Origin of the sequence: Nocardia bhagyanarayanae (genome assembly GCF_006716565.1) — a bacterium.
GTDB lineage: Bacteria > Actinomycetota > Actinomycetes > Mycobacteriales > Mycobacteriaceae > Nocardia > Nocardia bhagyanarayanae.
In genome coordinates this window covers 3,276,262-3,299,847 of record NZ_VFPG01000001.1, presented here as the reverse complement: position 1 = coordinate 3,299,847, position 23,586 = coordinate 3,276,262, and the positions used below count along the sequence as shown (strand labels likewise).

The 23,586-nt window shown below is 70.0% G+C and carries 24 protein-coding genes; 13 read left to right on the top strand and 11 right to left on the bottom strand.

The features are described 5' to 3' along the window. Nucleotides 1-295: 295 nt before the first annotated feature. The 6 genes from FB390_RS13855 to FB390_RS13830 form a co-directional block, all read right to left on the bottom strand. On the bottom strand, nt 296-1,105 hold the full coding sequence (locus tag FB390_RS13855) for a 3-oxoacyl-ACP reductase (protein ID WP_425465863.1): 810 nt from the start codon (nt 1,103-1,105) through the stop codon (nt 296-298). 13 nt (nt 1,106-1,118) lie between these two features. Then, the gene (locus tag FB390_RS13850) at nt 1,119-2,480 is read right to left on the bottom strand and encodes an aldehyde dehydrogenase family protein (protein ID WP_141809324.1); all 1,362 of its coding nucleotides are present in this window, start codon (nt 2,478-2,480) and stop codon (nt 1,119-1,121) included. A gap of 14 nt (nt 2,481-2,494) precedes the next feature. After that, the gene (locus tag FB390_RS13845; RefSeq protein ID WP_141809323.1) at nt 2,495-3,244 is read right to left on the bottom strand and encodes a gamma-glutamyl-gamma-aminobutyrate hydrolase family protein; all 750 of its coding nucleotides are present in this window, start codon (nt 3,242-3,244) and stop codon (nt 2,495-2,497) included. Next, entirely contained in the window at nt 3,225-4,589 is a 1,365-nt protein-coding gene (locus tag FB390_RS13840; protein WP_141809322.1) for a glutamine synthetase family protein, read from the bottom strand. Before FB390_RS13840 ends, FB390_RS13845 begins: the two co-directional genes overlap by 20 nt. 98 nt (nt 4,590-4,687) lie before the next feature. After that, nucleotides 4,688-6,184 carry a bifunctional phosphatase PAP2/diacylglycerol kinase family protein gene (locus FB390_RS13835; RefSeq protein WP_141809321.1) on the bottom strand — a complete coding sequence of 499 codons (1,497 nt, stop codon included), beginning with the start codon at nt 6,182-6,184 and terminating at the stop codon, nt 4,688-4,690. 24 nt (nt 6,185-6,208) lie between these two features. Then, complete coding sequence (locus FB390_RS13830; protein ID WP_141809320.1) at nt 6,209-7,114, bottom strand: NADP-dependent oxidoreductase; 906 nt, start codon at nt 7,112-7,114, stop codon at nt 6,209-6,211. A gap of 247 nt (nt 7,115-7,361) precedes the next feature. Here FB390_RS13830 and FB390_RS13825 point away from each other — a divergent pair, with 247 nt between their 5' ends. After that, the gene (locus tag FB390_RS13825; RefSeq protein WP_141809319.1) at nt 7,362-10,076 is read left to right on the top strand and encodes a discoidin domain-containing protein; all 2,715 of its coding nucleotides are present in this window, start codon (nt 7,362-7,364) and stop codon (nt 10,074-10,076) included. 8 nt (nt 10,077-10,084) lie between these two features. Here FB390_RS13825 and FB390_RS13820 read toward each other — a convergent pair whose 3' ends face one another. Beyond that, nucleotides 10,085-10,981, bottom strand: coding sequence for a bile acid:sodium symporter family protein (locus FB390_RS13820; RefSeq protein ID WP_141809318.1), 897 nt, complete (start codon nt 10,979-10,981; stop codon nt 10,085-10,087). A 214-nt stretch (nt 10,982-11,195) separates the two neighbouring features. Here FB390_RS13820 and FB390_RS13815 point away from each other — a divergent pair, with 214 nt between their 5' ends. The 9 genes from FB390_RS13815 to FB390_RS13775 all read left to right on the top strand — a co-directional run bounded on the left by FB390_RS13815 (nt 11,196) and on the right by FB390_RS13775 (nt 17,867). Further along, nucleotides 11,196-12,365: a thiolase family protein gene (locus tag FB390_RS13815; protein WP_141809317.1), complete on the top strand. Its 1,170-nt coding sequence runs from the start codon at nt 11,196-11,198 to the stop codon at nt 12,363-12,365. Then, nucleotides 12,362-13,144 (top strand): SDR family NAD(P)-dependent oxidoreductase, encoded by a 783-nt coding sequence (locus FB390_RS13810; protein WP_141809316.1) that lies wholly within the window; start codon nt 12,362-12,364, stop codon nt 13,142-13,144. Before FB390_RS13815 ends, FB390_RS13810 begins: the two co-directional genes overlap by 4 nt. Before the next feature lie 154 nt (nt 13,145-13,298). Next, nucleotides 13,299-13,823 carry a YbaB/EbfC family nucleoid-associated protein gene (locus FB390_RS13805; RefSeq protein WP_141809315.1) on the top strand — a complete coding sequence of 175 codons (525 nt, stop codon included), beginning with the start codon at nt 13,299-13,301 and terminating at the stop codon, nt 13,821-13,823. Continuing rightward, entirely contained in the window at nt 13,813-14,154 is a 342-nt protein-coding gene (locus tag FB390_RS13800) for a WXG100 family type VII secretion target (protein WP_141809314.1), read from the top strand. The genes FB390_RS13805 and FB390_RS13800 overlap by 11 nt, the downstream gene beginning before the upstream one ends. A 6-nt stretch (nt 14,155-14,160) precedes the next feature. Then, nucleotides 14,161-15,114, top strand: a complete 954-nt coding sequence (locus tag FB390_RS13795; protein WP_141809313.1) for a WXG100-like domain-containing protein — start codon at nt 14,161-14,163, stop codon at nt 15,112-15,114. A gap of 186 nt (nt 15,115-15,300) precedes the next feature. Then, on the top strand, nt 15,301-15,546 hold the full coding sequence (gene mbp1, locus FB390_RS13790; protein WP_141809312.1) for a microaggregate-binding protein 1: 246 nt from the start codon (nt 15,301-15,303) through the stop codon (nt 15,544-15,546). A gap of 139 nt (nt 15,547-15,685) precedes the next feature. After that, nucleotides 15,686-16,216, top strand: coding sequence for a DoxX family protein (locus FB390_RS13785; RefSeq protein WP_141809311.1), 531 nt, complete (start codon nt 15,686-15,688; stop codon nt 16,214-16,216). A 163-nt stretch (nt 16,217-16,379) separates the two neighbouring features. Next, the gene (locus FB390_RS13780) at nt 16,380-16,967 is read left to right on the top strand and encodes a TetR/AcrR family transcriptional regulator (RefSeq protein WP_141809310.1); all 588 of its coding nucleotides are present in this window, start codon (nt 16,380-16,382) and stop codon (nt 16,965-16,967) included. A gap of 30 nt (nt 16,968-16,997) precedes the next feature. Next, the gene (locus FB390_RS13775; protein WP_141809309.1) at nt 16,998-17,867 is read left to right on the top strand and encodes an NAD-dependent protein deacetylase; all 870 of its coding nucleotides are present in this window, start codon (nt 16,998-17,000) and stop codon (nt 17,865-17,867) included. A gap of 106 nt (nt 17,868-17,973) precedes the next feature. Here the strand turns inward: FB390_RS13775 and FB390_RS13770 are convergent, their stop codons facing one another. Beyond that, the gene (locus FB390_RS13770; RefSeq protein WP_141809308.1) at nt 17,974-18,510 is read right to left on the bottom strand and encodes an SRPBCC family protein; all 537 of its coding nucleotides are present in this window, start codon (nt 18,508-18,510) and stop codon (nt 17,974-17,976) included. A 110-nt stretch (nt 18,511-18,620) separates the two neighbouring features. Here FB390_RS13770 and FB390_RS13765 point away from each other — a divergent pair, with 110 nt between their 5' ends. Beyond that, complete coding sequence (locus FB390_RS13765; RefSeq protein ID WP_141809307.1) at nt 18,621-19,208, top strand: TetR/AcrR family transcriptional regulator; 588 nt, start codon at nt 18,621-18,623, stop codon at nt 19,206-19,208. Here FB390_RS13765 and FB390_RS13760 read toward each other — a convergent pair. Further along, nucleotides 19,205-19,531, bottom strand: coding sequence for a plasmid stabilization protein (locus FB390_RS13760; RefSeq protein WP_141809306.1), 327 nt, complete (start codon nt 19,529-19,531; stop codon nt 19,205-19,207). The genes FB390_RS13765 and FB390_RS13760 overlap by 4 nt on opposite strands. 71 nt (nt 19,532-19,602) lie before the next feature. Continuing rightward, a complete protein-coding gene (locus FB390_RS13755) occupies nt 19,603-20,214 on the bottom strand; it encodes a flavodoxin family protein (RefSeq protein WP_141809305.1) in 612 nt (203 codons plus the stop codon). 191 nt (nt 20,215-20,405) lie between these two features. Here FB390_RS13755 and FB390_RS13750 point away from each other — a divergent pair, with 191 nt between their 5' ends. Then, nucleotides 20,406-21,551 carry an AI-2E family transporter gene (locus FB390_RS13750; RefSeq protein WP_141811749.1) on the top strand — a complete coding sequence of 382 codons (1,146 nt, stop codon included), beginning with the start codon at nt 20,406-20,408 and terminating at the stop codon, nt 21,549-21,551. A gap of 37 nt (nt 21,552-21,588) precedes the next feature. Further along, on the top strand, nt 21,589-22,419 hold the full coding sequence (locus FB390_RS13745) for an SDR family oxidoreductase (RefSeq protein WP_141809304.1): 831 nt from the start codon (nt 21,589-21,591) through the stop codon (nt 22,417-22,419). Between the two features lie 37 nt (nt 22,420-22,456). Here FB390_RS13745 and FB390_RS13740 read toward each other — a convergent pair whose 3' ends face one another. Next, complete coding sequence (locus FB390_RS13740) at nt 22,457-23,509, bottom strand: alpha/beta fold hydrolase (RefSeq protein ID WP_246124007.1); 1,053 nt, start codon at nt 23,507-23,509, stop codon at nt 22,457-22,459. Nucleotides 23,510-23,586: the final 77 nt, after the last annotated feature.

Below are 23,586 nucleotides of genomic sequence, written 5' to 3'. Positions count from 1 at the left end.
GTCGCGTCGGGTCCTGTCCACGATCGGTCACGCCCGCCTCCTCACCGGCCCGCCCCCGCGGGCCTCGATTCGTCCGTCCGGCCCACCCCGGAAACGGGGGCCGGACACGGAACAAACCGATACCCAGGTTTCACGAGGACCAAACAGCGGCGGCCCTGCGGCACCGGTCAGCGCATACGCGGCTACCTGCACAGCGATCGGCGAATGTGATTGTGGTCACACGAGTTCGAAGGTGGGGTGTTCGACGGCGCGCCCGGACGGGCTCGAACGGCCCGTCCGGGCGCGCCGGAACGCCTCAGATCGGCGTGACGTAAGCCCCGGAGATGCCGCCGTCGACGAGGAACTGCGAGGCGGTGACGAACGAGGCGTCATCGCTGGCGAGGAAGGCGACTGCGGCCGCGATCTCCTCCGGCTGGGCGAAGCGACCGAGCGGGATGTGCACCAGGCGGCGCGCGGCCCGCTCCGGGTCCTTGGCGAACAATTCCTGAAGTAGCGGGGTGTTCACCGGACCGGGACACAGCGCGTTCACCCGGATGCCCTGCCTGGCGAACTGGACACCCAGCTCCCGGCTCATGGACAGCACGCCGCCTTTCGAGGCGGTGTAGGAGATCTGCGAGGTGGCCGCGCCGAGCACCGCGACGAAGGAGGCGGTGTTGATGATCGAGCCCTTGCCGCGCACCAGCATGTGCTCGATGGCGTACTTGCTGCACAGGTAGACCGAGGTCAGATTCACCTCCTGCACCCGGCGCCACGCCTCGATGCCGGTGGTCAGGATCGAATCGTCTTCCGGCGGTGAGATTCCCGCGTTGTTGAAGGCGATGTCCAGCCCGCCGTACGCCGCGACCGCCGCCTCGAACATGTCCCGGACCTGCGTCTCGTCGGTGACGTCCACCTTCACGAACAGGCCGTCGACCTCCGCCGCGGCGGCCTCGCCCGCGGTGGCGTCGATGTCGGCGACGACGACCTTGGCGCCCTCGGCCGCGAAGCGGCGCACCGTGGCGAGCCCGATCCCGCTGCCGCCGCCGGTGACGACGGCTACTCGATCCTGTAAGCGCTGCAACGCATCTCCTTCTCGGTGCGGTGGATCATCGGGTCCGAGGGGCACTCGCCCCGAGGGATCACTGGGTGGCGATGAAGACGTTCTTGGTCTCGGTGAACGCCAGCGCGGCGTCCGGTCCGAGTTCGCGGCCGAGGCCGGACTGTTTGAACCCGCCGAACGGTGTCCAGTACCGCACCGAGGAGTGCGAGTTCACCGACAGATTCCCGGCCTCGACGCCACGGGAGACCCGCAGCGCCCTGCCGAGGTCGTTGGTCCAGATGGAACCAGACAGGCCGTATTCGGTGTCGTTGGCGATGCGCACCGCCTCGTCCTCGTCGTCGAACGGAAGCACCGCGACCACCGGACCGAACACCTCCTCGGTGAGCACCCGATCGGTCGGCGCGGTGGGCAGCACGACCGTCGGCGGGTACCAGAACCCCGGTCCCTCCGGGCGATGGCCGGTGAAGGCCACCTTCGTCGACGGCTCGACGAACGCGGCGACCCGCTCGCGGTGCGCGGCCGAGATGAGCGGGCCCATCTCGGTGTCCTCCGCGCCGGGATCGCCGACCCGCACGCCATGCACCGCGGGTTCCAGCAGTTCGAGGAATCGATCGAACACGCTGCGCTGCACCAGGATTCGCGAGCGCGCGCAACAGTCCTGCCCCGCGTTGTCGAACACGCCGTACGGCGCGGTGGCGGCCGCCCGCTCCAGGTCGGCGTCGGCGAACACGATGTTCGCGCTCTTGCCGCCGAGCTCGAGTGTCACCCGCTTCACCTGCTCCGCGCAGCCCGCCATGATCTGCTTGCCGACCTCCGTCGACCCGGTGAACACCACCTTGCGTACCGCGGGATGGGTGACGAAGCGCTGCCCGACCACCGAACCCTTGCCCGGCAGCACCTGGAACACGTGCTCGGGCAGCCCGGCCTCCCTGGCCAGCTCACCCAGCCGCAGCGCGGTCAGCGGCGTCAGCTCGGCGGGCTTGAGCACCACCGCGTTCCCCGCGGCGAGCGCGGGCGCGAATCCCCATGCCGCGATGGGCATCGGGAAGTTCCACGGCACGATGACACCGACGACGCCGAGCGGCTCCTGGAACGTGACGTCCAGGCCGCCCGCCACCGGAATCTGCTTGCCGGACAAGCGCTCCGGCATCCCGGCCGCGAAATGCAGGACATCGCGGACGTTCCCGGCCTCCCAGCGGGCGTTGCCGATGGTGTGGCCGGCGTTGTCAACCTCCAGTCGCGCCAGCCGCTCCAGATCGGCGTCGACCGCTTCGGCGAAGCGGCGCAGCAGCCGGGCCCGGTCGCCGGGCGCGACCTCGCGCCACTCCGCCGCCGCCCGCCGCGCGCGCTCGATGGCGGCGTCGGTCGCCGCCGCGTCCGTCGGTTCCACCGTCGCCACGACCTGCTCGGTCGCGGGATTCACCACCTGGGTCGCCGCCATGTCCTGCGCTCCTCTCACCCGACTCGTTCCCGCCGATAGGCCGCGGCCGCGGCCACCAGCGCCCGCATCAGACGATCATCGGCCCGATTGGCCTCGGGATGCCACTGCACGCCGATCAGGAACGGTTCGCCGGGCATTTCCGCGGCCTCGATCGACCCGTCGCCCGAACGCGCGCCCACCACGAGTCCGGGCGCGAGGTCGTCGATCGCCTGGTGGTGATGGCAGTGCGCCTCCAGCCGCGGTCCGGCCAGCGCGGCCAGCTGGGTGCCCGGCTCGGTCAGCACCTCGTTGACGTCGAACGACCCGCTCCTGCCCGAGTGCCCCTCGTGGCCGACCACGTCGGGCAGGTGCTGGATCAAGGTGCCGCCGAGCGCCACGTTGACCAGTTGCAGCCCGCGGCACACCGCCAGGATCGGCACCCCTGCCGCGCGGGCCAGCGTGAACAGGCCGAACTCGGATTCGTCGCGGTCCGGCCTCGTGTAGCCGAGTGCGGCGTCGTTGAGGCGCGCGCCGTAGCGGGCCGGCTCGATATCCGCCCCGCCGGTGAGCACGAGGCCGTCGAGCCGGTCGATCAGTTCGGGGTGCGGGGTTCCGATGGGCGGCAGCAGCACGGGGATGCCGCCCGCCCGGTCGACCATGTGAATGTAATCGTGTTGCAGCACCGCGCTTCGGGTGTCCCAGGTGCTGAATCGCGCCTGCTCCACGTAGGTCGGCAGCCCGATGACGGGGCGCGGGGCGGCGGGGTCAGAGTCGTTCGAATCCACGGGTTCGCTCCCAATCGGTGACGGCGGCGTCGAAGGCGTCCAGCTCCACCCGCGCCGCGTTCCGATAGTGTTCCACCACCTCCGCGCCGAACGCGGCGCGGGCCACGGCGCTCTCACCGAACAGCCGCGCCGCCTCCCGCAAGGTCCCCGGCACCCTCGGACGCTGCGAGCGATAAGCGTTGCCGTGGAATTCCGGCTCCAAGGGCAACCGCCGCTCGATGCCGTGCAGCCCGGCCGCGATCGAAGCCGCCACGGCGAGATAGGGATTCACGTCGCCGCCGGGAATCCGGTTCTCCACCCGCAGCGAGGCGCCCGTGCCGACCACCCGCAGCGCGCAGGTGCGATTGTCCCTGCCCCAGGCCAGCGCGGTGGGCGCGAAGCTGCCCGAGACGAAACGCTTGTAGGAGTTGATGTTCGGGGCGAGGAAGTAGGTGAACTCGCGCAGGCAATCCAGCTGACCCGCCAGGAAGTGCCGCATCAGCGCGGAGGCTCCGCCCTCGCCGTCGCCCGCGAACACCGGCTCGCCCGCCTCGTTCCGCAGGCTCAGGTGGATGTGGCACGAGTTGCCCTCGCGCTCGTTGTATTTCGCCATGAAAGTGATGCTGCGGCCGTCCTGCGCGGCGATCTCCTTGGCGCCCGTCTTGTAGATGCTGTGGTTGTCGCAAGTCACCATGGCCTCGTCGAAGCGGAAGGCGATCTCGTGCTGGCCGGGGTTGCATTCGCCTTTGGCCGACTCGACATACATTCCGGCCCCGGCCATCTCGTTGCGGATACGGCGCAGCAGCGGTTCGATCCTGGAGGTGCCGAGCATCGAGTAGTCGACGTTGTACTGGTTGGCGGGGCGCAGGTCGCGGTAACCGCGCTCCCAGGCGGATTCGTAGCTGTCGTCGAAGACCAGGAATTCGAGTTCGGTGCCGACGTAGGCGCGCAGCCCGTGCTCGGCGAGCCGGTCCAACTGTTTGCGCAGCACCTGGCGCGGCGAGGCGGGCACGGGCGCGCCCTCCGGATGCACCTGCTCGACATCGCAGAGCACCAGCGCGGTGCCCGGCAGCCACGGCACCAACCGCAGCGTGCTCAGGTCCGGGCGCAACACGAAGTCCCCGTAACCGTTGTCCCAGGACGACATCGCGTACCCGTCCACGGTCGTCATCTCGACATCGACCGCCAGCAGGTAGTTGCACGCCTCGGTCGCGTGGTCGAGCACCTCGTCGACGAAATACCTTGCCGAGCAACGTTTTCCCTGCAACCGCCCCTGCATGTCGGTCATCGCGACCAGCACCGTGTCGAGCTCACCGGACTCGACGCGCTCCCGCAACTCCGCCAGCCCCAGCATCCCCGTTCGCATCCCACGGCCCCTCTCGGCGTCGACCCGTGCTCACGCTAGATCAAAAACCGACCGCGCGTGCGGGGACACGCAAACCCGGCGGGGCCGCGCGCCCGCGGCTACTCTTCCGGCGGCCGGAAGAGAGCCAGGGCGGCCGGACGGCTGGTGAAGACGAAATGTTTTCCGCGCGAATCCACTTCGCCGTCCGTGGCGAGGGAGACCGAGTCCTCGATGACGCGGACCTCGAGGCGGGGCACTTCCTTGCGGACGTAGGTGGCCGAGTTGCCGAGGGTGCCGGTGAGGGTGGCCCAGATCAGCCGGGCTCGGGAGAGGTGGACGTCGGCGCGCAAGTAGCGGACGTCGAGGGTGCCGCGGTGCAACTCGGGTCGCGACATCGGGACCTGGTCGGCCGGGTCGTAGCGGCCGTTGCCGACGAACAACATCCAGATGGCCATCGGTGCGCCGTCGATCACGGTGTGCAGCGGCTGCGCGCCGAGCAGGACCCGGATCATCGCGATGCCCGCCGCGGGCCATTTGCCCAGCCGTTGTTCCCACCGCTCCCGCAGCTGGACGAAGTCGGGGTAGCCGCCGAGGCTTGCGGTGTTGACGAAGACGCGCGATCCGTCCTCGTCGAACCGCACGTCTGCGGCGTCGACCCGGACGACCGTGCCGTGCTCGAGCGCGGCGAAGGTCTGCTCGGCCTGGTCGACGCCCGCGTCCCTGGCGAAGTGGTTGAGGGTGCCGTCGGCGAAGACGGCCAGCGGCACCCCGCGCCGGACCGCGATCTCGGCTACCGAGGAGACCGTGCCGTCGCCGCCGGAGACGCCGAGCGCGGTGATATCGGCGCGGTCGAGCCGTTCGCCGAGTTGGGCGTCGAGGTCGCGGTCGGGGTCGATCCGCACGATGTGCGCCGCGGGCAGCCCGGCGCGCAGCTGGGCCGAGGCGAGCGCACCGTTGCCGCTACCGGCGAGGGGGTTGGTGACCAGCAGCAGGCCGCGCCCGTGCGGCACCGGGTCGACCTGTTCGGCGTGGCCGAGCAGCGCGGGTTCGTCGGCGCGCACCGCCCACCACCGATGTGTGACCAGCGCGACGCCCGTTCCGAGCAGCGCGCCCGCGACCACGTCGGAGGGCCAGTGCACGCCGATGTGGACCCGGGAGTAGGCGACGGCCGCCGCGACCGGCGCGATTGCGGCGGCCGCCTTCGGGCTCTCCAGCGCGACGCCGGTGGCGAAGGCGGCCGCCGAGGCGGCGTGGCCGGAGGGGAACGACGAGGACACCGGCGGCCGGACCAGGCGACGGACGAACGGCACCGATTCGTCGGGCGGACGGCGGCGCGGAAACAGCGGCTTGGCGATGCCGTTGGCGATGCCGCTGGCCAGTCCCACCGCGAGCAGTCCGCGCGCGCCCGCGCGACGCAGCGGCCGGTTGCCGAGCAGGACCAGACCTGCGCCAACGCCGAGCCAGAGCCGGTTGTGGTTCGCGCTCGTGCTGAGATTGCGCAGCATCCGGTCGGCGGGCGTCGGGCGTACCCGCGCGCTCCGGCCGACCAGCCAGATATCGAGACTGCTGGCCAATCCTGGCGGTGGCGTCGGTTTGCGAATCCGAGGCAGTCGCATCGTCCCAGCTTAGTGACGACCGGCTCAGTCGACGATCAATACGACCTTGCCGGGTCCGCGGCCGTGCTCCATTTCCCGCTGCGCCGCGGCGGCCTCGGCCAGCGGAAAGGCGCGCGCCGCGCCGGGCAGGCGGAATTCGCCGCGCGCGAGGCGCTGCGCCACGTCGCCGAGCAGGGCGGTGGACCGCGGGCCGGGACCGGTGGGGAACGCGATGCCGAGGTCGGCGGCCGCGCCGTCGGCGATGGTGACGATGCGATCGGTGCCGCCGCGCAGTTCGATCGCGGCGGGCAGCACGCCGTGCCCCGCGGCGTCGAACACCGCGTCGACACCGTCCGGCGCGAGTGCCCGCACCCGCTCGACCAGCCCGTCGCCGTACGGTGTCGGCGTCGCACCGAGCGCGCGCACCAGATCCTGGTTGGCGGGCGCGGCCGTGCCGATGACGGTGGCGCCCTCGGCGCGGGCCAGTTGCACGGCGATCGAGCCGACCGCCCCCGACGCGCCGTTGACCAGCAGGGTCTCGCCCGACCGTGGTCGCAGCAAAGCAAGCACCTTCGCCGCGGTGCTCACCGCGACCGGGAGCGCGGCGGCGTCGGTCCAAGTGAGGCCCGCGGGCTTGGCCGCGACGTCGGCGCTCAGCGCGTACTCGGCGTAGCCGCCGCGCGTCCAGGCGATCACCTCGTCGCCGACGGCGACTCCGGCCGCCTCCGGCCCGACGGCGTCCACCACACCGGCGACCTCGGCGCCCGGGAACTGGGGGAAGGTCGGCTCACCGAAAACCAATGCGCCGGAACGGATTTTCCAGTCGGCCGGATTGACTCCGGCGGCCCGCACCGCGATTCGCACCTGCGCGCCGGCCGGCTCGGGGACCGGTACGTCCACGACCCGCAGCACCTCCGGTTCGCCGAACTCGTAGAACGCGATGGCGCGCATCCGCCCTGCCTTCCCCGGCCACCCGGCCGCGGTCGATGGAGAACAACAGGCGACAGGATATGCCCGCACCGAATCCGCGCGGCGGGCGGCGATTCGCGACACGGGGGCCGCGACGGGTGTCGATCGGCGGGAACGGGGAAATCCTGGTGCACAGGCTTCATCGCGAGACCAGGCCGAGCGAGGTTCGGCCGCCAACGAGTCGTCCGAGTCGAATCGAGCGTGCGCGCCGCGCACGACGGGAGGTGCGATGTCGTTCTCCGCCCGGCCCTTCCGGCGAATACTGCTCGTGATCGCCTTGGTGGCGGTGCTGGCGCTGGTGACGGCGGTGGCGCTGGTGGTGGTGCGCAACGAGGCCGAGCGCTCCTACTCGGCGTGCCCGGGCGTTGCGGAGACCGCCGGCTGGGCGCCGTCGAACACCGACGTGGACGCCCCGATCGACGGTCATCCTTTCGTCGGCAACGGCTACCTCGGACTGCGCGTGCCACCGCGCGGGGCGGGCTACCTCGGCACCGCCGAACCCACCGGCTGGCCGCTGTACACCCCGGCCTACGACGGCGCGTTCGTCGCCGGTCTGTACGGGCACAGCCCCGGCGTCGCCGACGACCGCGAAGTGGCGGCGGCCATCCCGAACTGGTCGGGCCTGCTGGTCGGCGTCGGAGACGAGACGTACTCCCCCACCACGCCCGCCGCGCGGATCACCGGCTTCGAACAGACCCTGCACCTGCGCTGCGGACTGGTCCGCACCCGGGCGACGTGGACGACAGCGGACGGGCGAACCACCGATCTGGTGTACGACGTGTTCGCCGCCCGCTCCGATCAGCACGTCGGCGCGGTGCGCCTCAGCCTGCGACCGCGCTGGTCCGGCGAGCTGGTGCTGACCGATCTGCTCGACGGCGCGGGCGCCCGCCGGGTCGTGCCGACCGGCGCGGGGCAGCGCGGCGAGGCCACCGTCGGCGTCGGATTCCGCACGGCGGGAACGGAAGTAGCCGGTTCGGTCGTGTCCGTCCTGGACGTCGGGTCCGGTGCGACGATCTCGCCGTCGCCGCCGCGCGACGACCTGTCCGCGAGCCAGCGGGCCCGGATCTCGGTGCGGGAGGGCGAGTCCTACACCGCCACCAAGTTCGTCGGCGTCGACACCGCGCGCACCTCCGCCGATCCCGCCGCCTCCGCGCTGGCCGCCGCGCGGCGCGCCGCGAGAGCGGGCTGGGACGCGCTGCTGGCCGACACCACCGAAGTGTGGACGGGTCTGTGGCGCGGCGAGGTCGAGATTCCGGGCGAACCCGATGTGCGATCCTGGGCGCGCGGCGCGCTGTATTCGCTGTATTCGGCGAGCAATCCCGCGCAGGACAACAGTCTCTCGCCGGTCGGGCTGAGCAGCGACAACTACGCGGGAGCGGTGTTCTGGGACGCCGACATCTGGATGTTCCCCGCCCTCTTGCATTTCGCGCCGGACCTGGCGAAAACCGTTGTGGAGTACCGGTACAAGACGCTGCCCGCCGCGAAGGCCAACGCCGAGCGCCTCGGTTTCCCCGGCGCGTTCTACCCGTGGACCAGCGCGACGGACGGCGATCTCGACGAATGCCACAGCTGGGATCCGCCGCACTGCCTGAATCAGATCCATTTGCAGGGCGACATCGCACTGGCGGCTTGGCAGTACTACCTGGCCACCGGCGACGCCGGATATCTGCGCGACCGGGTGTGGCCGATCATGAGCGCGCTCGCCGAATTCTGGGCCGCGCGCGTGACGCCGAATCCGGACGGCAGCTTCTCGCTGCGCGACGTCGCGGGCCCCGACGAGTACAGCAACGGCGTCGACGACGGCGTCTACACCAACGCGGTCGCCGCACTCGCGCTGCGCCACGCGGTGCGCGCCGCCGAGATCCTCGGCGCACCACATCCGGCCGAGTGGACCACCATCGCCGACGGTCTGCGCATGCCGTTCGACGCGGCGAACGGCGTCTTCGCCCAATTCGACGGCTACACCGGCACTCCCATCAAACAGGCCGACACCGTGCTGCTCATCTATCCGCTGGAGTGGCCGATGCCGACCGATGTCGCCGCCCGGGTGCTCGAATACTATTCCGCGCGAACCGATCCCGACGGCCCGGCGATGACCGACTCGGTGCACGCCATCGACGCCGCGCACCTCGGCGCACCCGGCTGCGCGACCAACACCTTCCTGGACCGCGCGGCCCGTCCGTTCGTGCGGCCGCCGTTCGCGCAGTTCGCCGAGGCGCGCGGCGCCAAGGCGGGTGCGCGCGATCCGCTGGCGGGCGCGCCCGCGTTCACGTTCGCCACCGCGGCGGGCGGCTTCCTGCAATCCCTCACCAACGGCCTGCTCGGGCTGCGTCTGCGCGGTGACGCCGTCGAGGTGGATCCGACGCTGCCGCCGCAATTCGAACGCGGCCTGACCCTTCGCGGGTTGCATTGGCAGGGACGCACTTTCGACGCGGAGATCGGCGCGGAACGCACGACGCTGACGCTGACCGGCGGTGCGCCGATGCCGCTGCGGACGCCGACCGGTACGCACACCGTCGCGCCCGGCGCGCCCGTGACGATCGAGACCCGCCGTCCCGATCTCGCACCCACCGGCAACCTCGCGCGTTGCCGTCCCGTCACGAGCAGTTCCACCGAGCCGGGCCGCTATCCGGACGCCGCGGTCGACGGCAGCGCCGCGACCGGATGGGCGCCCGACGGCGCGCACGGCAGCCTCACCGTCGATCTCGGCGCGGCCGCGCGCGTCGAGCGGGTGCTGCCCCGCTGGGGTGAGCCCGCGCCCGTCGCGTCGTCGGTCGCGGTGTCCGAGAACGGCCGGGAGTGGGCCACGGTCGCCGCCGATCCCGTGAGCGGAGCGCTCACCGAACCGGTCTCCGCGCGCTACGTCCGGCTGGAGGTGACCGGCACCGATCCGGCCGTGTCGCCGGGAGTCCGGGAATTGGAGGTCTCCGGCTCCCGCGACTGAGCCGCGACTCAGGCACCCGAGACCGCGGCGGCCTCGACGGTCTCCTCGCGCCGGATCCTGCGGCTGATCGCCGAACCCGCCACGTAGGCGATGGGCAGCATGACGATGCCGTAGACGCCCGCGGGCACCGCCATCCGGATGTCACCGAGCACGCTGATGGCGATGGTCATCGCCAGCGCGCTGTTGTGGATACCGACCTCCATCGAACACGCGATGGCCTGGCTGCGCGTGACGCCGAACGCCTTCGGCACGAAGTAGCCGACGCCCAGGCTGGTCACGCACAGCAGCGCGACCACGAGGCCGACGGCGGCCAGATAGCCGAGCACGTTCCCGCGTTCGGCCACCAGCGCCGCCAGCGTGACCACCGCGAGGAACGCCACCGAAACGATCCGCACCGGCCGGTCCATGCGGTCGGCGAAACCGGGCCGCAGCCGCCTGGTCACCATGCCCGCCGCGACCGGAATCAGCACCAACGCGAAGACCTGGGCGACCTTGCCGAATTGCAGGCCGATGCCGTCGGCGCCGGGCGGCGCGAAGTAGCCGAGCGCGAAGTTGGTCACCAACGGCAGCGTGACCACGGACAGCACCGAATTCACCGCCGTGAGCGTCACATTCAGCGCGACATCGCCGCGGAACAGGTGGCTGAGCAGGTTGGCCGTCGCACCGCCCGGCGAGGCCATCAGCAGCATCACCCCCACCGCCGGGGCCGGCCCGAGTCCCACCGCGATCACCAGCCCGAACGCTATCGCGGGCAGCACGACGAGCTGGCAGGTCAGCGCGACGACCACCGCGCGCGGATACCGCACGACTCTGGTGAAATCGTCCGCCGTCAGCGCGAGCCCGAGCCCGAACATGATGAGCGCCAAGACCATCGGCAACGCGACGGTGACCGGCCAGCTGTCCACGAACACCTCGTCATGTCGATGCGGCCCAACATCCCCGCCGGCCACCGAACCTGTGTAGCACGATGCTACGTGCCGGTCTCGTCGATCCGCGCACCACTGCGACCCGGGTTGGCGGCCGCGCTGCCCCCAATACCTGGGTCACCGTTACGGAGCGAGGTGAATCCGTGTTAACTTAGTCGAGAATGCGAGTTAACTTAGTTGATCGGAGACAGCTATGAGGTCCGCCGTCATCGTGGACGTCGTCCGCACCCCCTCGGGCAAGGGCAAGCCGGGCGGAGGTCTGTCGGAGGTGCATCCCGCGACCCTGCTCGCGGGCGTGCTCGCCGAGCTCGTCTCGCGCAACGATCTGGATCCGGCCCTGGTCGACGACGTGGTGGGGGGTTGCGTCACCCAGTCCGGCGAGCAGGCGTTCAACATCTCGCGCACCGCCGTGCTCGCCGCGGGCTTCCCCGAGTCGGTACCCGCGACCACCGTGGACCGCCAGTGCGGCTCCTCGCAACAGGCCGCGCACTTCGCCGCGCAGGGCGTCATCGCGGGCGCCTACGACATCGCCATCGCCTGCGGCGTGGAGTCGATGAGCAGGGCGCCGATGTTCTCCAACGCACAGGGCAAGGACGCCAACCGCGGCCCGATCGCCCATCGATACCCGGAAGGCCTTGTCCAGCAGGGTATTTCCGCCGAGGTGATCGCGGCGCGGTGGAAGTTCGACCGGGCCGCGCTGGACGAGTTCGCCGCGCGTTCGCACCGGCTGGCCGCCGAGACCGCCGCCGCGGGCGGATTCGACAACGAGCTCGTCGCGGCGGGCACGCTGACCGCCGACGAGACCATTCGCGCCACGACCACCGCCGAGGGCCTGGCCGGACTGCGTCCCGCCTTCGTCGACGAGCAGTACAAGGCGCGCTTCCCCGAGATCGAATGGTCGATCACACCGGGCAACTCGTCGCCGCTGACCGACGGCGCATCGGCCGCCTTGATCATGAGCGAGGAGACCGCGACGAAGCTCGGCCTGCGCCCGCGCGCCCGGTTCCACTCCTTCGCCGTGCTCGGCGACGATCCGCTGCTGATGCTCACCGCCGTCGTCCCGGCCACCCGCAAGGTGCTCGATCGGGCCGGGCTCGGCATCGACGACATCGACGCCTACGAGGTGAACGAGGCGTTCGCGCCGGTGCCGCTGGTCTGGCAGCACGAACTCGGCGCCGACGCCGCCAAGCTGAACCCGCGCGGTGGCGCGATCGCGCTCGGCCACCCCCTCGGCGCGTCGGGCACCCGGCTCCTGGCCACTCTGGTCAACCACCTCGAGCAGACTCGGGGACGCTACGGCCTGATGACCATGTGCGAGGCGGGCGGGCTGGCCAACGCGACCGTCATCGAGCGCCTCGGATGACGATCTCCGTCCAGGACTCGCCCACCGTCGAGCGGAGCGTGACCTACCGGAGTGCGCTGATCACCGGTGGTTCCCGCGGTATCGGCGCCGAGATCGCCCGGCGCCTGGCCGGCGAGGGTTGGCACCTGACCCTCGCCGCCAGGAATGCCGACGCGCTCGCCGAGACCGCGCGGCGCCTGCGCGACGAGTCCGGCGTCGAGGTGAATCCCGTTGTGGCGCAGATGAACGACCTGGATCAGGTGCGAAACCTGGTGCGCGAGCACGAGGATCGGTTCGGCGGGCTGAACGCACTGGTGCTCAGCGCGGGCACCGGAACAGCGGGCCGGGTGGCGGACATGCCCGCCAAGACCTACGAGCGGATGCTGGACGTCAACTTCCGCGCGCCGATCACGCTGATCCAGGCGGCGCTGCCGTTGCTGCGCAAGAGCGCCGCCGACGACCCGGCGCGCGGGGCGAAGATCGTGGCACTCGCCTCGATCACCGGGGTCGCGGGCGAGGCAGGCCTGGCCGCCTACGGCGCGACCAAGGCCGCGCTCATCTCGCTGTGCGAGACCGTCTCGCTCGAGGAATCCGCCAACGGTGTCAGCGCGACGGCCATCTCCCCCGGCTATGTCGACACCGATATGACGGCGTGGAAGCGCGACGAACTCGACCCCTCCGCCATGCTCCGCACCGGCGACATCGCCGAGCTGGTGCTGGCCGTGACCCGGCTCTCCCGCAACGCGGTGGTCCCCAACATCGTGCTGACCCGCGCGGGCGACAGCATCTGGCGGGCCTGATGCTTCGCGATTGAGGCCGCCGAGAGCGAGAGGAGTTCGCGCAGCCGGAGCCGTAGGTGAATCCGCAGTGGTCCCACCGGGATTCGATGGAACCGATCTCGCGCTTGTAGCGTCATACCAGTGACGCGACAACTTCGGATCTGAGGACTGCGGTGTGAGATCATTCGAGCAGGAGCAGCTCCGCGCGCGCACTGACGCGCTGCAGGGCCAGGTCGACAACGTGCTTGCCACCTACGAACAACAGCTGCGGGATATCGCGAAAGCGCGAGAGGTGCTTGCCGCCTCGACTTCCCAGGGCTGGTCCGACGACAACCTGGTCCGGGTAACCACCAACGCGGCCGGTGTTCCGGTAGACGTGTGGGTAGACCCGGCTGCCTTCAAGCGCTCGGCACCGGAGAAGCTGGCGGCCTCGTTCCTCCAGGCGGCCCAGTTCGCGGCGCGCTCGGCCAAATCCGAGATGGACGCACTGCTGGCGCCGATCACCGCGGCGGCCGCGGAATTCGCTCCGCAGGAACAGCTCTACGAGGAGCTGCCCTTCGTCGGTCGGCAGATCGGCGACCTTCTGCCCGCCCCGCCCGAACCCGAAGCATCGGAGCCTGCTCCGGAGTCGGTGCCGCCCGTCGATGACGAGGACGAAGGACCGCACTGGAAGGGATTCGGGGCCAAACATGGCTGGTAACAGCGACTTCAGCATCGATCCCGACGCTGTCAAGGCACAATCGCCGAAGCTCGCCGAGCTGGCAACCGAGCTGTCCAGCGGGCTGTCAACGCTGAAGTCCGGACTCGACAGCATCGGCAATGCATGGGGTGACGACGAATTCGGCGATCGGTTCGCACAGAACTACACCGGCAAGGCCGAGGAGGCGCTGACGGCCATCGATGGCGCCGTGCAGTTGCTTCAGTTTCTCGGCCGGGGCGTCGAGGCGACAGGGACAACGTTCCAGAATCTGGATCAGGACTTCAAGGACGCCCTGACCAAGGTCACCGAATACCTGGATGGCAAGGGCTGAGCGACCGTGGGACTGGAAATACCCGATGCTCTGAAACCTGTTGCCGCCGTTGTGGTCTACAAATGGCCTGAGACCGACGAGACCGGTCTCCGGGCGGCGGCTGATCGATGGGATCAGATCGCCGACCTCCTGGACCAGGTGAACGATCTCGGCGACGACGTCGTCAAGGTCGTGCTGGCGAACACCGAAGGCGAAACCCACGACGCCATCGACGCGTTCTGGAAGAACGTCGGCGGCGACGGCGGTACGTTGCAGAGCACTGCCGAGTTCTGCAGGGAACTGGCTTTCGTCCTGCGGGTGATGGCGATGCTGGTACTCGCGGTGAAGCTGTACATCATCTCGATGCTGGTGTTCCTAGCGATCCAGCTGGCGGCGGCAGCAGCGGCGGCGGCCCCGACTTTGGGAGCAAGCCTGGCCGAGGGCGCAGCGGTCCAAGTCGCGGTCCGCACGGCGATCACACAGGCGCTGAAGAAACTGATCCAGGAAATCGGCGTCCGCACGATCGTCCAGGGCGCTGTGCTGGGCGCGGGCGTCAAAGGGGGAATTGAGGTCGGATTCCAGTCGCTCGAGATCAAGCTCGGAGTCCGCGATGGTTACGACGGCTTCTCCATCGCCTCGAACAGCATCTACGGTGCGATCTCCGGCGCCGTCGCGGCCCCGGTCAGCAAGTTGCTGAACGACAAGGGCGTCAGTCTCACCGGTAATCCCGTGAGCGACTGGACGGTGAACTACCTGATCGGCAAGAAGGTCGGCAACACAGTTGCCGATATGACTTGGGGCGAGCAGGAGAGCATTACGGAGCGGGCAGCGAACGACGCGATCGACTACACCCGGAATGAGATCGTCGAGTCGCTGACGGCACCGTCGAACGATTCGCAGCCCGGCAACGGACAGAACCCGAGTTCCACCAAACCCTCGACCGCCGATCAGGGCTCGAGCCTCGATCTGCCGGTTCAGTAGGTCGCCGAGATTGTGGCCGTTCGAGACAGGTCGGCCGCAGGCTGAGTGCAGCAGGCGGTATGCGGTCGACATTCGGCGAGCTCGGGCGGGGCAGGCGAGGGCATCTGGCGGGCCCACGATTGGGGTCCTCGAGAGCGGGTATGCGGCCAATGTCAGCCGACAACCGATATTTCGGAGGTAGACATCGTGTCGAAGCACGAAAGCGGTCCCCGCGAAGGTGTCAAGGGCGTCGTCGAGGACGTCAAGGGCAAGGTGAAGGAGGCCGCGGGCATCGTCACCGGCAAGGAGGAGCTGGAGAAGGAGGGCCGCGTCCAGCAGGACAAGGCCGAATCCCAGCGTGAGGCCGCACAGAAGGAAGCCGCCGCCGAGAAGGCTCGGGCGGAAGCCAACGTCGACGAGGCGCGCCAGCAGGCGTACCAGCGCGGCGACTGATCGCTGACGCATCGCTCGGTGGGCGGGTCGCAAGACCCGCCCACCAGCGCGTTGTGGGCCGGATTCGGCACGGCGGGCAGTGCCCGGGCGTACCGTGGCCGTAAGGTCAGGCAGCTTGTGGACGAGAGAGGACCTCGCCATGACGACCACGACAGCACCGACCACCAACGCAACCGCGAGCACGCTCGGCATCGATCTGGGCCTGCTCGTCCTGCGCCTCGCGCTCGGCCTGACGATGGCCGCGCACGGCGCGCAGAAGCTCTTCGGCTGGTTCGACGGCGGCGGCTTGGACCGCACCGCCGCGTTCTTCACCTCGCAGGGCTATCCAGCGGGCAAGGCGTCCGCGATCCTCGCCGGCGCGTCCGAGGCCTTCGGCGGCTTGGCCCTGGCCATCGGCCTGCTCACACCGCTGGGCGCGGCGGCCATCCTCGGCGTCATGGTCAACGCGATCGCCGTCAAATGGGGTGCCGGGTTCTTCGGCAACAAGGGCGGCATCGAATACGAGATATTGCTCGCCTGCGCGGCCGCCGCGATAGCGCTGACCGGCCCCGGCCGCTTCGCCGTCGACAGTGCGCTGCCGTACCTGCGCACCTATCGCGTGACGTACGGGTTCGCCGCGATCGCCCTCGGTCTGATCACGGCGGCCATCGTGCTGCTGGTGCGCAACTGATCCCGCGCCGCCGCGACGAAAACGCCCCGCGCACAAGGCCGGACGCCGAACACGACGCCCACTACTGAGATACAGCTGTACCGGAACCGGTGCGGCGACCATGCCGATCAGCCGTGACCGTAGAATCGCCGCCACCGAAGCAGGCACGACGAGGCGAGGGCACATGGTTGATCCGCGGGCGACCAACGAGGATCTGACCGCGAAGGCGCGGATCAGGAACGCCGCCATGGACCTGTACGCCCAGTACGGCTCGGAACGGGTGTCGTTGCGCGCGGTGGCGGCCGAGGCGGGCGTCACGCTCGGCCTCGTCCAGCACCACTTCAAGACCAAGGCGGGCTTGGAGGCGGCGGTCGATCAGCTGATCGTCGACTATTTCGCGCACACCGTCGCGTCCGTGCCGGTGGCGGGCGATGCCGCACAGGTCGCCGCCGCCCGCGACGAGGCGGTGCATCGGATGCTCGCGGCCAACCCCGCGGTGGTGAACTACCTGCGGCGCGCCGTACTCGAACCTTCCGGTACCCGGATCGAGCTGCTCGAGTCGCTGGTCGAGCTGACCCGCCGCGAAGTGATCGGGCTGCGCGAGGCCGGTGTCGCCTCCACCGACCGCCGCGAGTCGACGCAGGTCGTCTCGGTGTTGATCAGGCAGCTCGGCGAGTTGCTGCTCGCGCCACTGGTCGAGGCGGTGTGGGAGCGGGTCGCCGCGCCGGACGAGACCGAGCGCCCCCGGTTGAGCATCACCGTGCACACCTGAACCCCGTCCCGCATCACCTACGATGCGACCATGTCGCGCAGCACGTCGACCGACGCGGAGCTGGAGCGGTTGGCCGAGGTGCTGGCCGATCGCCGGGTCGCGGTGCTGACGGGCGCGGGCGTCTCCACCGACAGCGGCATCCCGGATTATCGCGGCCCCGACTCGCCGCCCCGCAATCCCATGACCTACCAGCAGTTCGTCGGCGATGCCGCGTTCCGCCAACGCTATTGGGCGCGCAATCACGTCGGCTGGCGGCGGATGGACGCCGCCCGGCCCAATGCGGGCCACCGCGCGCTCGCCCTACTGGAACGGATCGGCGTCGTCACCGGGCTGATCACGCAGAACGTCGACATGCTGCACACCAAGGCGGGCCATCGCGCGGTGATCGACCTGCACGGCACCTACGCCCGCGTGCGTTGCCTCGGATGTTCCGCGCTGATCTCCAGGATGACGCTGGCCGATCGGCTGGAGGCGGCCAATCCGGGCTTCGCCGAGGCTGCCACCGCCACCGGCGTCGAGGTCGCGCCGGATGCCGATGCAGTGGTCGCCGACACCGACAGTTTCCGCATGGTCGACTGCGCCCACTGCGGCGGCATGCTCAAGCCGGACATCGTCTACTTCGGCGAGAACGTGCCGAAGGAGCGGGTCGCCGCTGCCTTCGACCTCGTCGACGCCGCCGACGCGCTGCTGGTCGCGGGCTCCTCCCTCACCGTGATGTCCGGTCTGCGCTTCGTCCGCCGCGCCGCGAAGAACGGCTGTCCGGTGGTGATCGTCAACCGCGGCCGGACCCGCGGCGACGAGTTCGCCTCCCTCGCCCTCGACACCGGCTGCTCCGAGGCCCTGCAAGCCCTCGCCCGCCACTACGCGACCGCTCCCGCGCGAACGGCCGCCTTCGAATGAAAGTTGTTGTGGCCCTGCCCGTTCGGCGAGGCATCTGGAACCAGGCGCGTCTCCCTGGCGAACGACTTCGCGCACTGGATGCCGGACTCGAGAAAGCTCGCGAAGGCTAACGGGCGGTCGAAAGTGTTGCCGAACGCGTATCGGATTCCGGCCCCACGGCACGCTCGGCCAGCCAGCGAAGGACGCGGACCGGCAGGCTCCACCGGGCAGGGCGGCGGACCGAGCCGGTGACAGCGCGTTCGGCACGGTCGAAGCAGTCCTCGAGGCAGGCGTCGTGCATCCAGCGGTAGGCCAGCGGCCAGGTGAGGCGGGCGGGCCCGCGGGCGTGCATGGCGAGCAAGTGGATCAGGTCGGTTCCGCCGTCGGCGGTCGGCTGGACGGTCAATTCGTGAAAGCCGTCGAAACCGCGGGGACCGGTGAATCGGAACCGCACCCAGCGCCCGGGTTCGTAGTGCTCCACCGTGTAGCGGACGGGGCCGTGCCCGCCGGCGGCGCCGACCCCGAGCGGGCGGTCGAAAAGCATCGGCGGCCAGGCCGGTGCGGGCCAGAGGCGGTCGTCCTCGCTCGCCAGCGAGTCGAGCAGCGCCCCGACCTCCGCGGGGGCGGCAGGTAGGCGCCGCACGTGAATATTGATGACGGCCATGATCTTTCGCTCCTTATTCAGCCGTGTGTGGAGAGGCGGCACCACCATCCGATCCACCTCCGTTTTAGAGAGCTACCTCTAAAACAGAATTAGAGCATATCCTCCAATTCATGGGAAGACCCCCGAAGCACGACGCCGATCGGCTGCTGGACGCCGCCGCCGAACTTCTCGCCGCGGGCGGGCCCGCCGCCGTCACCATGTCGGCAGTGGCCAAGGCGGTCGGCGCGCCGAGCGGGTCGGTCTACCACCGGTTTCCGGATCGGCCCGCGCTGCTCGCCGCGCTGTGGAATCGCACGTTGAGCCGATTTCGCGACGAACTGCTCGCCGTGCTGACCCTCGAGCCGCCCGAGGAGGCGATCCGTCGCGGCGCACGCGCGACCCTCGACTGGGCACGACAAAGCCCCCGCGAGGCGGCCGTGCTGCTCGCGGGGGCGAGGGAACTGGGCGAACGGGACTGGAGCGAAGCGGCGCGCGCGGACACCGCGCGGGCCAATGCCGCTATACAGGACGCGCTGACCGAGCTGATAGCGCGCACCGGCGACGCGGGCGCCCGAGCGACCGACCGCGTGCTGCTCGCCGTGGTCGACCTGCCCTACGCCTTGGTCCGGCGGTATCTACGTGGCGGACAAGAGATTCCGGCCCACGCCGCCGATCTCGCCGAGCAGGCCGCGGCGGCGCTGCTCGGCGCGCCGGACTAACGGCCGAGGGCGCTCTCCAGCTGCTGCTTGGTCATCTTGGAGCGGCCCTTGATGTTGCGCTTCTTGGCCTCGTTGTACAGCTGGTCCCTGGTCGGACCCTTCGGGCCGCTGCGTCCCGAACGCTGGCCGCCGCGCTGCTGCGGCGACTTGTCCTTGACCGAGGACCGGCTCGCGGTCTTGCTCTGGCCGGACTGCGCGCGGTTCTTGTTGACGGTGCGGGCCGCGATCTGCTTGGCGCGCTTGGTGCTCGCGCCGCGATCCTGCGCCGAATCCTTGATGTGTTCGTACTGCCGTTCCTGTTTGTCGGTCCATTCCTTCGGCATGTCACACACCTCCTCATCGATCGGGTACCCGGGATACGCCGGGGAAACCGGCTCTCGCGGAGAGAAAATCGTTACTGGTAAGCGGGATAGCGCTGGTCGGCGAGCAACCGGGCGAGGTGGGCGGCGTTGCGGGCCATGGCGGCGGTGGCGCTCGCGACCGGCTCGGGCACCTCGTCGAGGTCCGAGTAATCGACGGTCTCCATCGCGCGGCCGTTCCAGTAGGTGCAGCCCTGCGCCGGGATGGTGAAGCCGATGTCGTTGAGCGCCTGGAACATATCGGCCACGATCTTGTGCGCGCCGTCCTCGTTGCCGACGACCGCGGCCAGCCCGACCTTGCCGACCATCGCCGGCCGCCCCTGCTCGTCGGTGTTGGACAGCTCGGCGTCGAGGCGCTCCAGCATCCGCTGCGCCACCGAGGACATGTGCCCGAGCCAGGTCGGGGTGGCGACGAGCAGGATGTCGGCGGCCATGATCTGTTCGCGCACCCGCGGCCACTGATCGCCCGCGCCCTCGTCGTCGGTGACGCCGGGATGGATGTCGTAGTCGACGAGCCGAAGCACCTCGCCCTTCACGTCGTGCTCGGCCAGCCGCGACAGCACCTGCCTGGCGATGAGTTCGCTGCTGGATTCGCTCGGTGACTTCTTCAACGTGCACACCAGCGCCAGCGCGGTCGGTGCTGTCATGATCGAGCCTCCTCGGTTCGCGTTCGGCCAGCTCCTACTTCGTGGCACTACCCGGAGATCCGCGCGGCAATCCGGTCCGCCGCCAGCGCGACCCGCAGGTGACCGGCCGCGCGAGCGGCCTCGTGCGAGACTGGGCCGGTGAGGCGTCAGCGAGTGGAGGGCAAGTCGTGACCGAGCCGAGCAAGCCCAGGGTGGGGAACGACACCGGCAAGAACAAGGCGCTCGAGCCGCCCGAGCGCGGAGACGTGATCGGCACCGGGTTGTTCTGGCTGGCGAAATGGGCGCTGTGCGTCGTCGCGATCGCCGCGGGCGCGTGGGTGCTCGGCTGGATCATCGCGCGCCTGTGGGTGGTGATCCTGCCGATGGCGCTGGCCGTCGTCGTCGCGACCGTGCTGTGGCCGCCCACGCGCTGGCTCACCAAACACGGCCTGCGGCCCGCGCTCGCCGCGTCGCTGTCGCTGCTCGGCTTCCTCGGTCTGCTCGCGGGAGTCATCGCGCTGATCGTGCCCTCGGTGGTGGATCAAGCGCCGGAACTGGCCGACAAGGCGACCGAGGGCGTCAACCGGGTCCGCGACTGGTTGCAGGGCCCGCCGCTGAACATCCGCGACGAGCAGCTCGATTCCGCGGTGGACGCCATCGTCTCCCGGTTGCAGTCCAGCGCCGAGCAGATCGCGACCGGCGTCTTCAGCGGCGTCACCACGGCCACCTCGGCGCTGGTCACCTTGTTCCTGGTGCTGGTGCTGGCGTTCTTCTTCGTCAAGGACGGGCCGCGCTTCATGCCCTGGCTGCACAGCGTGACCGGGACCCGCGGCGGCAGGCACTTCGAGGAGGTGCTGAGCCGGATCTGGGTCACCCTCGGCGGTTTCATCCGCACCCAGGCCCTGGTCAGCCTGATCGACGCGGTGTTGATCGGCGCGGGCCTGGTGATCCTCGGCGTCCCGCTGGCCGCGGTGCTCGCCGTGCTGACCTTCCTCGGCGGCTTCATCCCCATCGTCGGAGCGTTCGTCGCGGGCGCGCTCGCGGTCCTGGTCGCGTTGGTCGCCAACGGCGTGACGACCGCGTTGATCGTGCTCGGCATCATCCTGGCCGTGCAGCAGCTGGAAGGCAATGTGCTGCAACCGGTGTTGCAGAGCCGCAGCATGCAGCTGCACGCGGTGGTGGTGCTGCTCGCCGTGACCGCGGGCGGCTCGCTGTACGGCATCGTAGGCGCGTTCCTCGCCGTTCCGGTCGCCGCCATGGTCGCCGTGGTGCTGCGTTACGTGGGCGAGCAGATCGACGCGGCGACCGCGCCGCCGCCGGAAACCGACGACGACGCGGAGGCCGAACCCGCGCGGTGACCCCTGCGGCGCTTGGCGCTGTGGCAGTGTGGGTTTCATGAAGACGATCCTGATCACGGGGGCGACGTCGGGTATCGGTCTGGAAGCCGCGCGGCAACTGGGCGAAGCAGGCGATCACCTGATACTCGTCGGACGCAATCCCGAGAAGCTCGACCATGCCGCACGACTCGTCCGAGAGGCGGGCGCGGGACAGGTGGACACGCTGGTGTGCGATTTCGCGAGCCAACCCGCCGTCCGCGAGCTCGCCGGAAAGGTGCTCGCGAACTACGACCGCCTCGACGTGCTCGCCAACAACGCGGGCGGCTTCTATCCGCAGCGCGTCGTCACCGACGACGAGGTCGAGGCCACCTTCGCGGTCAACCATCTCGGCGGCTACCTGCTCACCGAGTTGCTGCTCGACCTGCTGCGGCGCAGCGCGCCGTCGCGCATCCTGTTCACCTCGTCGGTCATGCACTACGGCGCCAACCTGGACCTGGACGACCTGAACCTGTCGCGCGGCTACTCCGGCGAGAAGGCCTACAGCCAGTCCAAGCTGGCCAACATCCTCTACGTGCGCGCGCTGGCGCGGCGGCTGGAAGGCACCGGGGTGACCGTCAACGCCTTCCATCCCGGCGCGGTGGCGACCGGGATCTGGGACGCGATGCCGTGGTGGGGCAGGCCGTTCGCGGCGATCGCCAAGCGTGTCTTCATGATTCCGGCCGCCGAGGGCGGGCGCAGGCTCGCCTATCTGGCCACCGCACCGGAGCCCGCCGAGCACAGCGGACGCTATTTCCAGAACAACGCGCTCAAGACCCCGTCGCGCCGCGCCCAGGACGACGAACTCGCCGAGCGATTGGACAAGGTGAGCGCGCGACTGGTCGGGCTCTGAAGCCCACGCCTATATAGACGGACCGCGCCACGCGACCTCAGCGATCGGCGAGCACGGCGCTGCCCAGGAATTTGTCGATGACCGCCCAGCTGGCCGCCTCGGGCCCGGCGACGAGCCCGAGGTGACTGGCGCGCGGCACTTCGACATAACGAGCCTCGGCCGCGCCGGTGAGCACCCGCACGCCCGGCGCGACCGTGGCGGCGGGCGCGATGTTGTCCGAGGGACTGCCGACGAGCAGCACGCGGCAGCTCACTTTGGCCATCTCGATCACCCGGTCCGCGCCGAGCGGGATGCTGCCCTTCGCCATGTGGTTGCCGACGATCATCAGCCGGTGGTTCTGCCGGTACAAGCGGCCGGGGTAGCCGGGCATCCGTCCGATGAACCGGTCGATCGCCTCCATCCGCGCCAGCGCCTCGCTGCGCCCCAGATTGCGGGCGATGAACCAGGGGCGCATGATCTCGCGCGGCAACGCCATGCCGCGGAACCCGAGCTGCACGGCGAACGCCGGAATGCCGCCGAACAGCGCGGTGGACCAAGCGACTTCGCGACCACCGGTCACGCGCGCGAGCAGCCGGGAGGGCGCGAGCATCGGGTGGTGCCGGTAATCGATCGGGGTGCCGAGCGCGGTGACCGAGGCGATCGGCAGATCCGCGTGCTCGGCGGCGGTGAGCAGGGCCAGGGTGCCGCCGAGCGACCAGGCGATGACGTCGACCTCGGCGCCGCCGTGCTCGGCGCTGACCCGGGCGATCGCGGTCGGGACGATGTCGTCGATCCACTCCTCGAAGCCCAGGTTCCGGTCGGCGTAGGTGATGCGGCCGTAGTCGACGAGGTAGGGCGTGCGCCCGGTGTCGAGCAGGAACTTGGCCAGGCTCTGACCCGGACGCAGATCGAAGCATGAGCTGTGCACCGCGAGCGGCGGCACCAGCAGGACTGGTCTCCCGGAGCCGTGCGCGCCCTCGTAGCGGCGCAGCTGCCGGTGCGGTTCGTCGTAGAGCATCGTCGAGGGGGTGGGGGCGGCGGGTTCGACGCCACCGCCGAAGGTGAGCGCCCAGCCGTTGTCGAGCGCACGCGCCAGCTCGGTGAAGATCACGCTTTTCCTCAGTGCACGGATGGATTCGAGTCGATCGCCGGATCGTGCCCAGCAGCACCGAGTGTAAGTAACTGTTA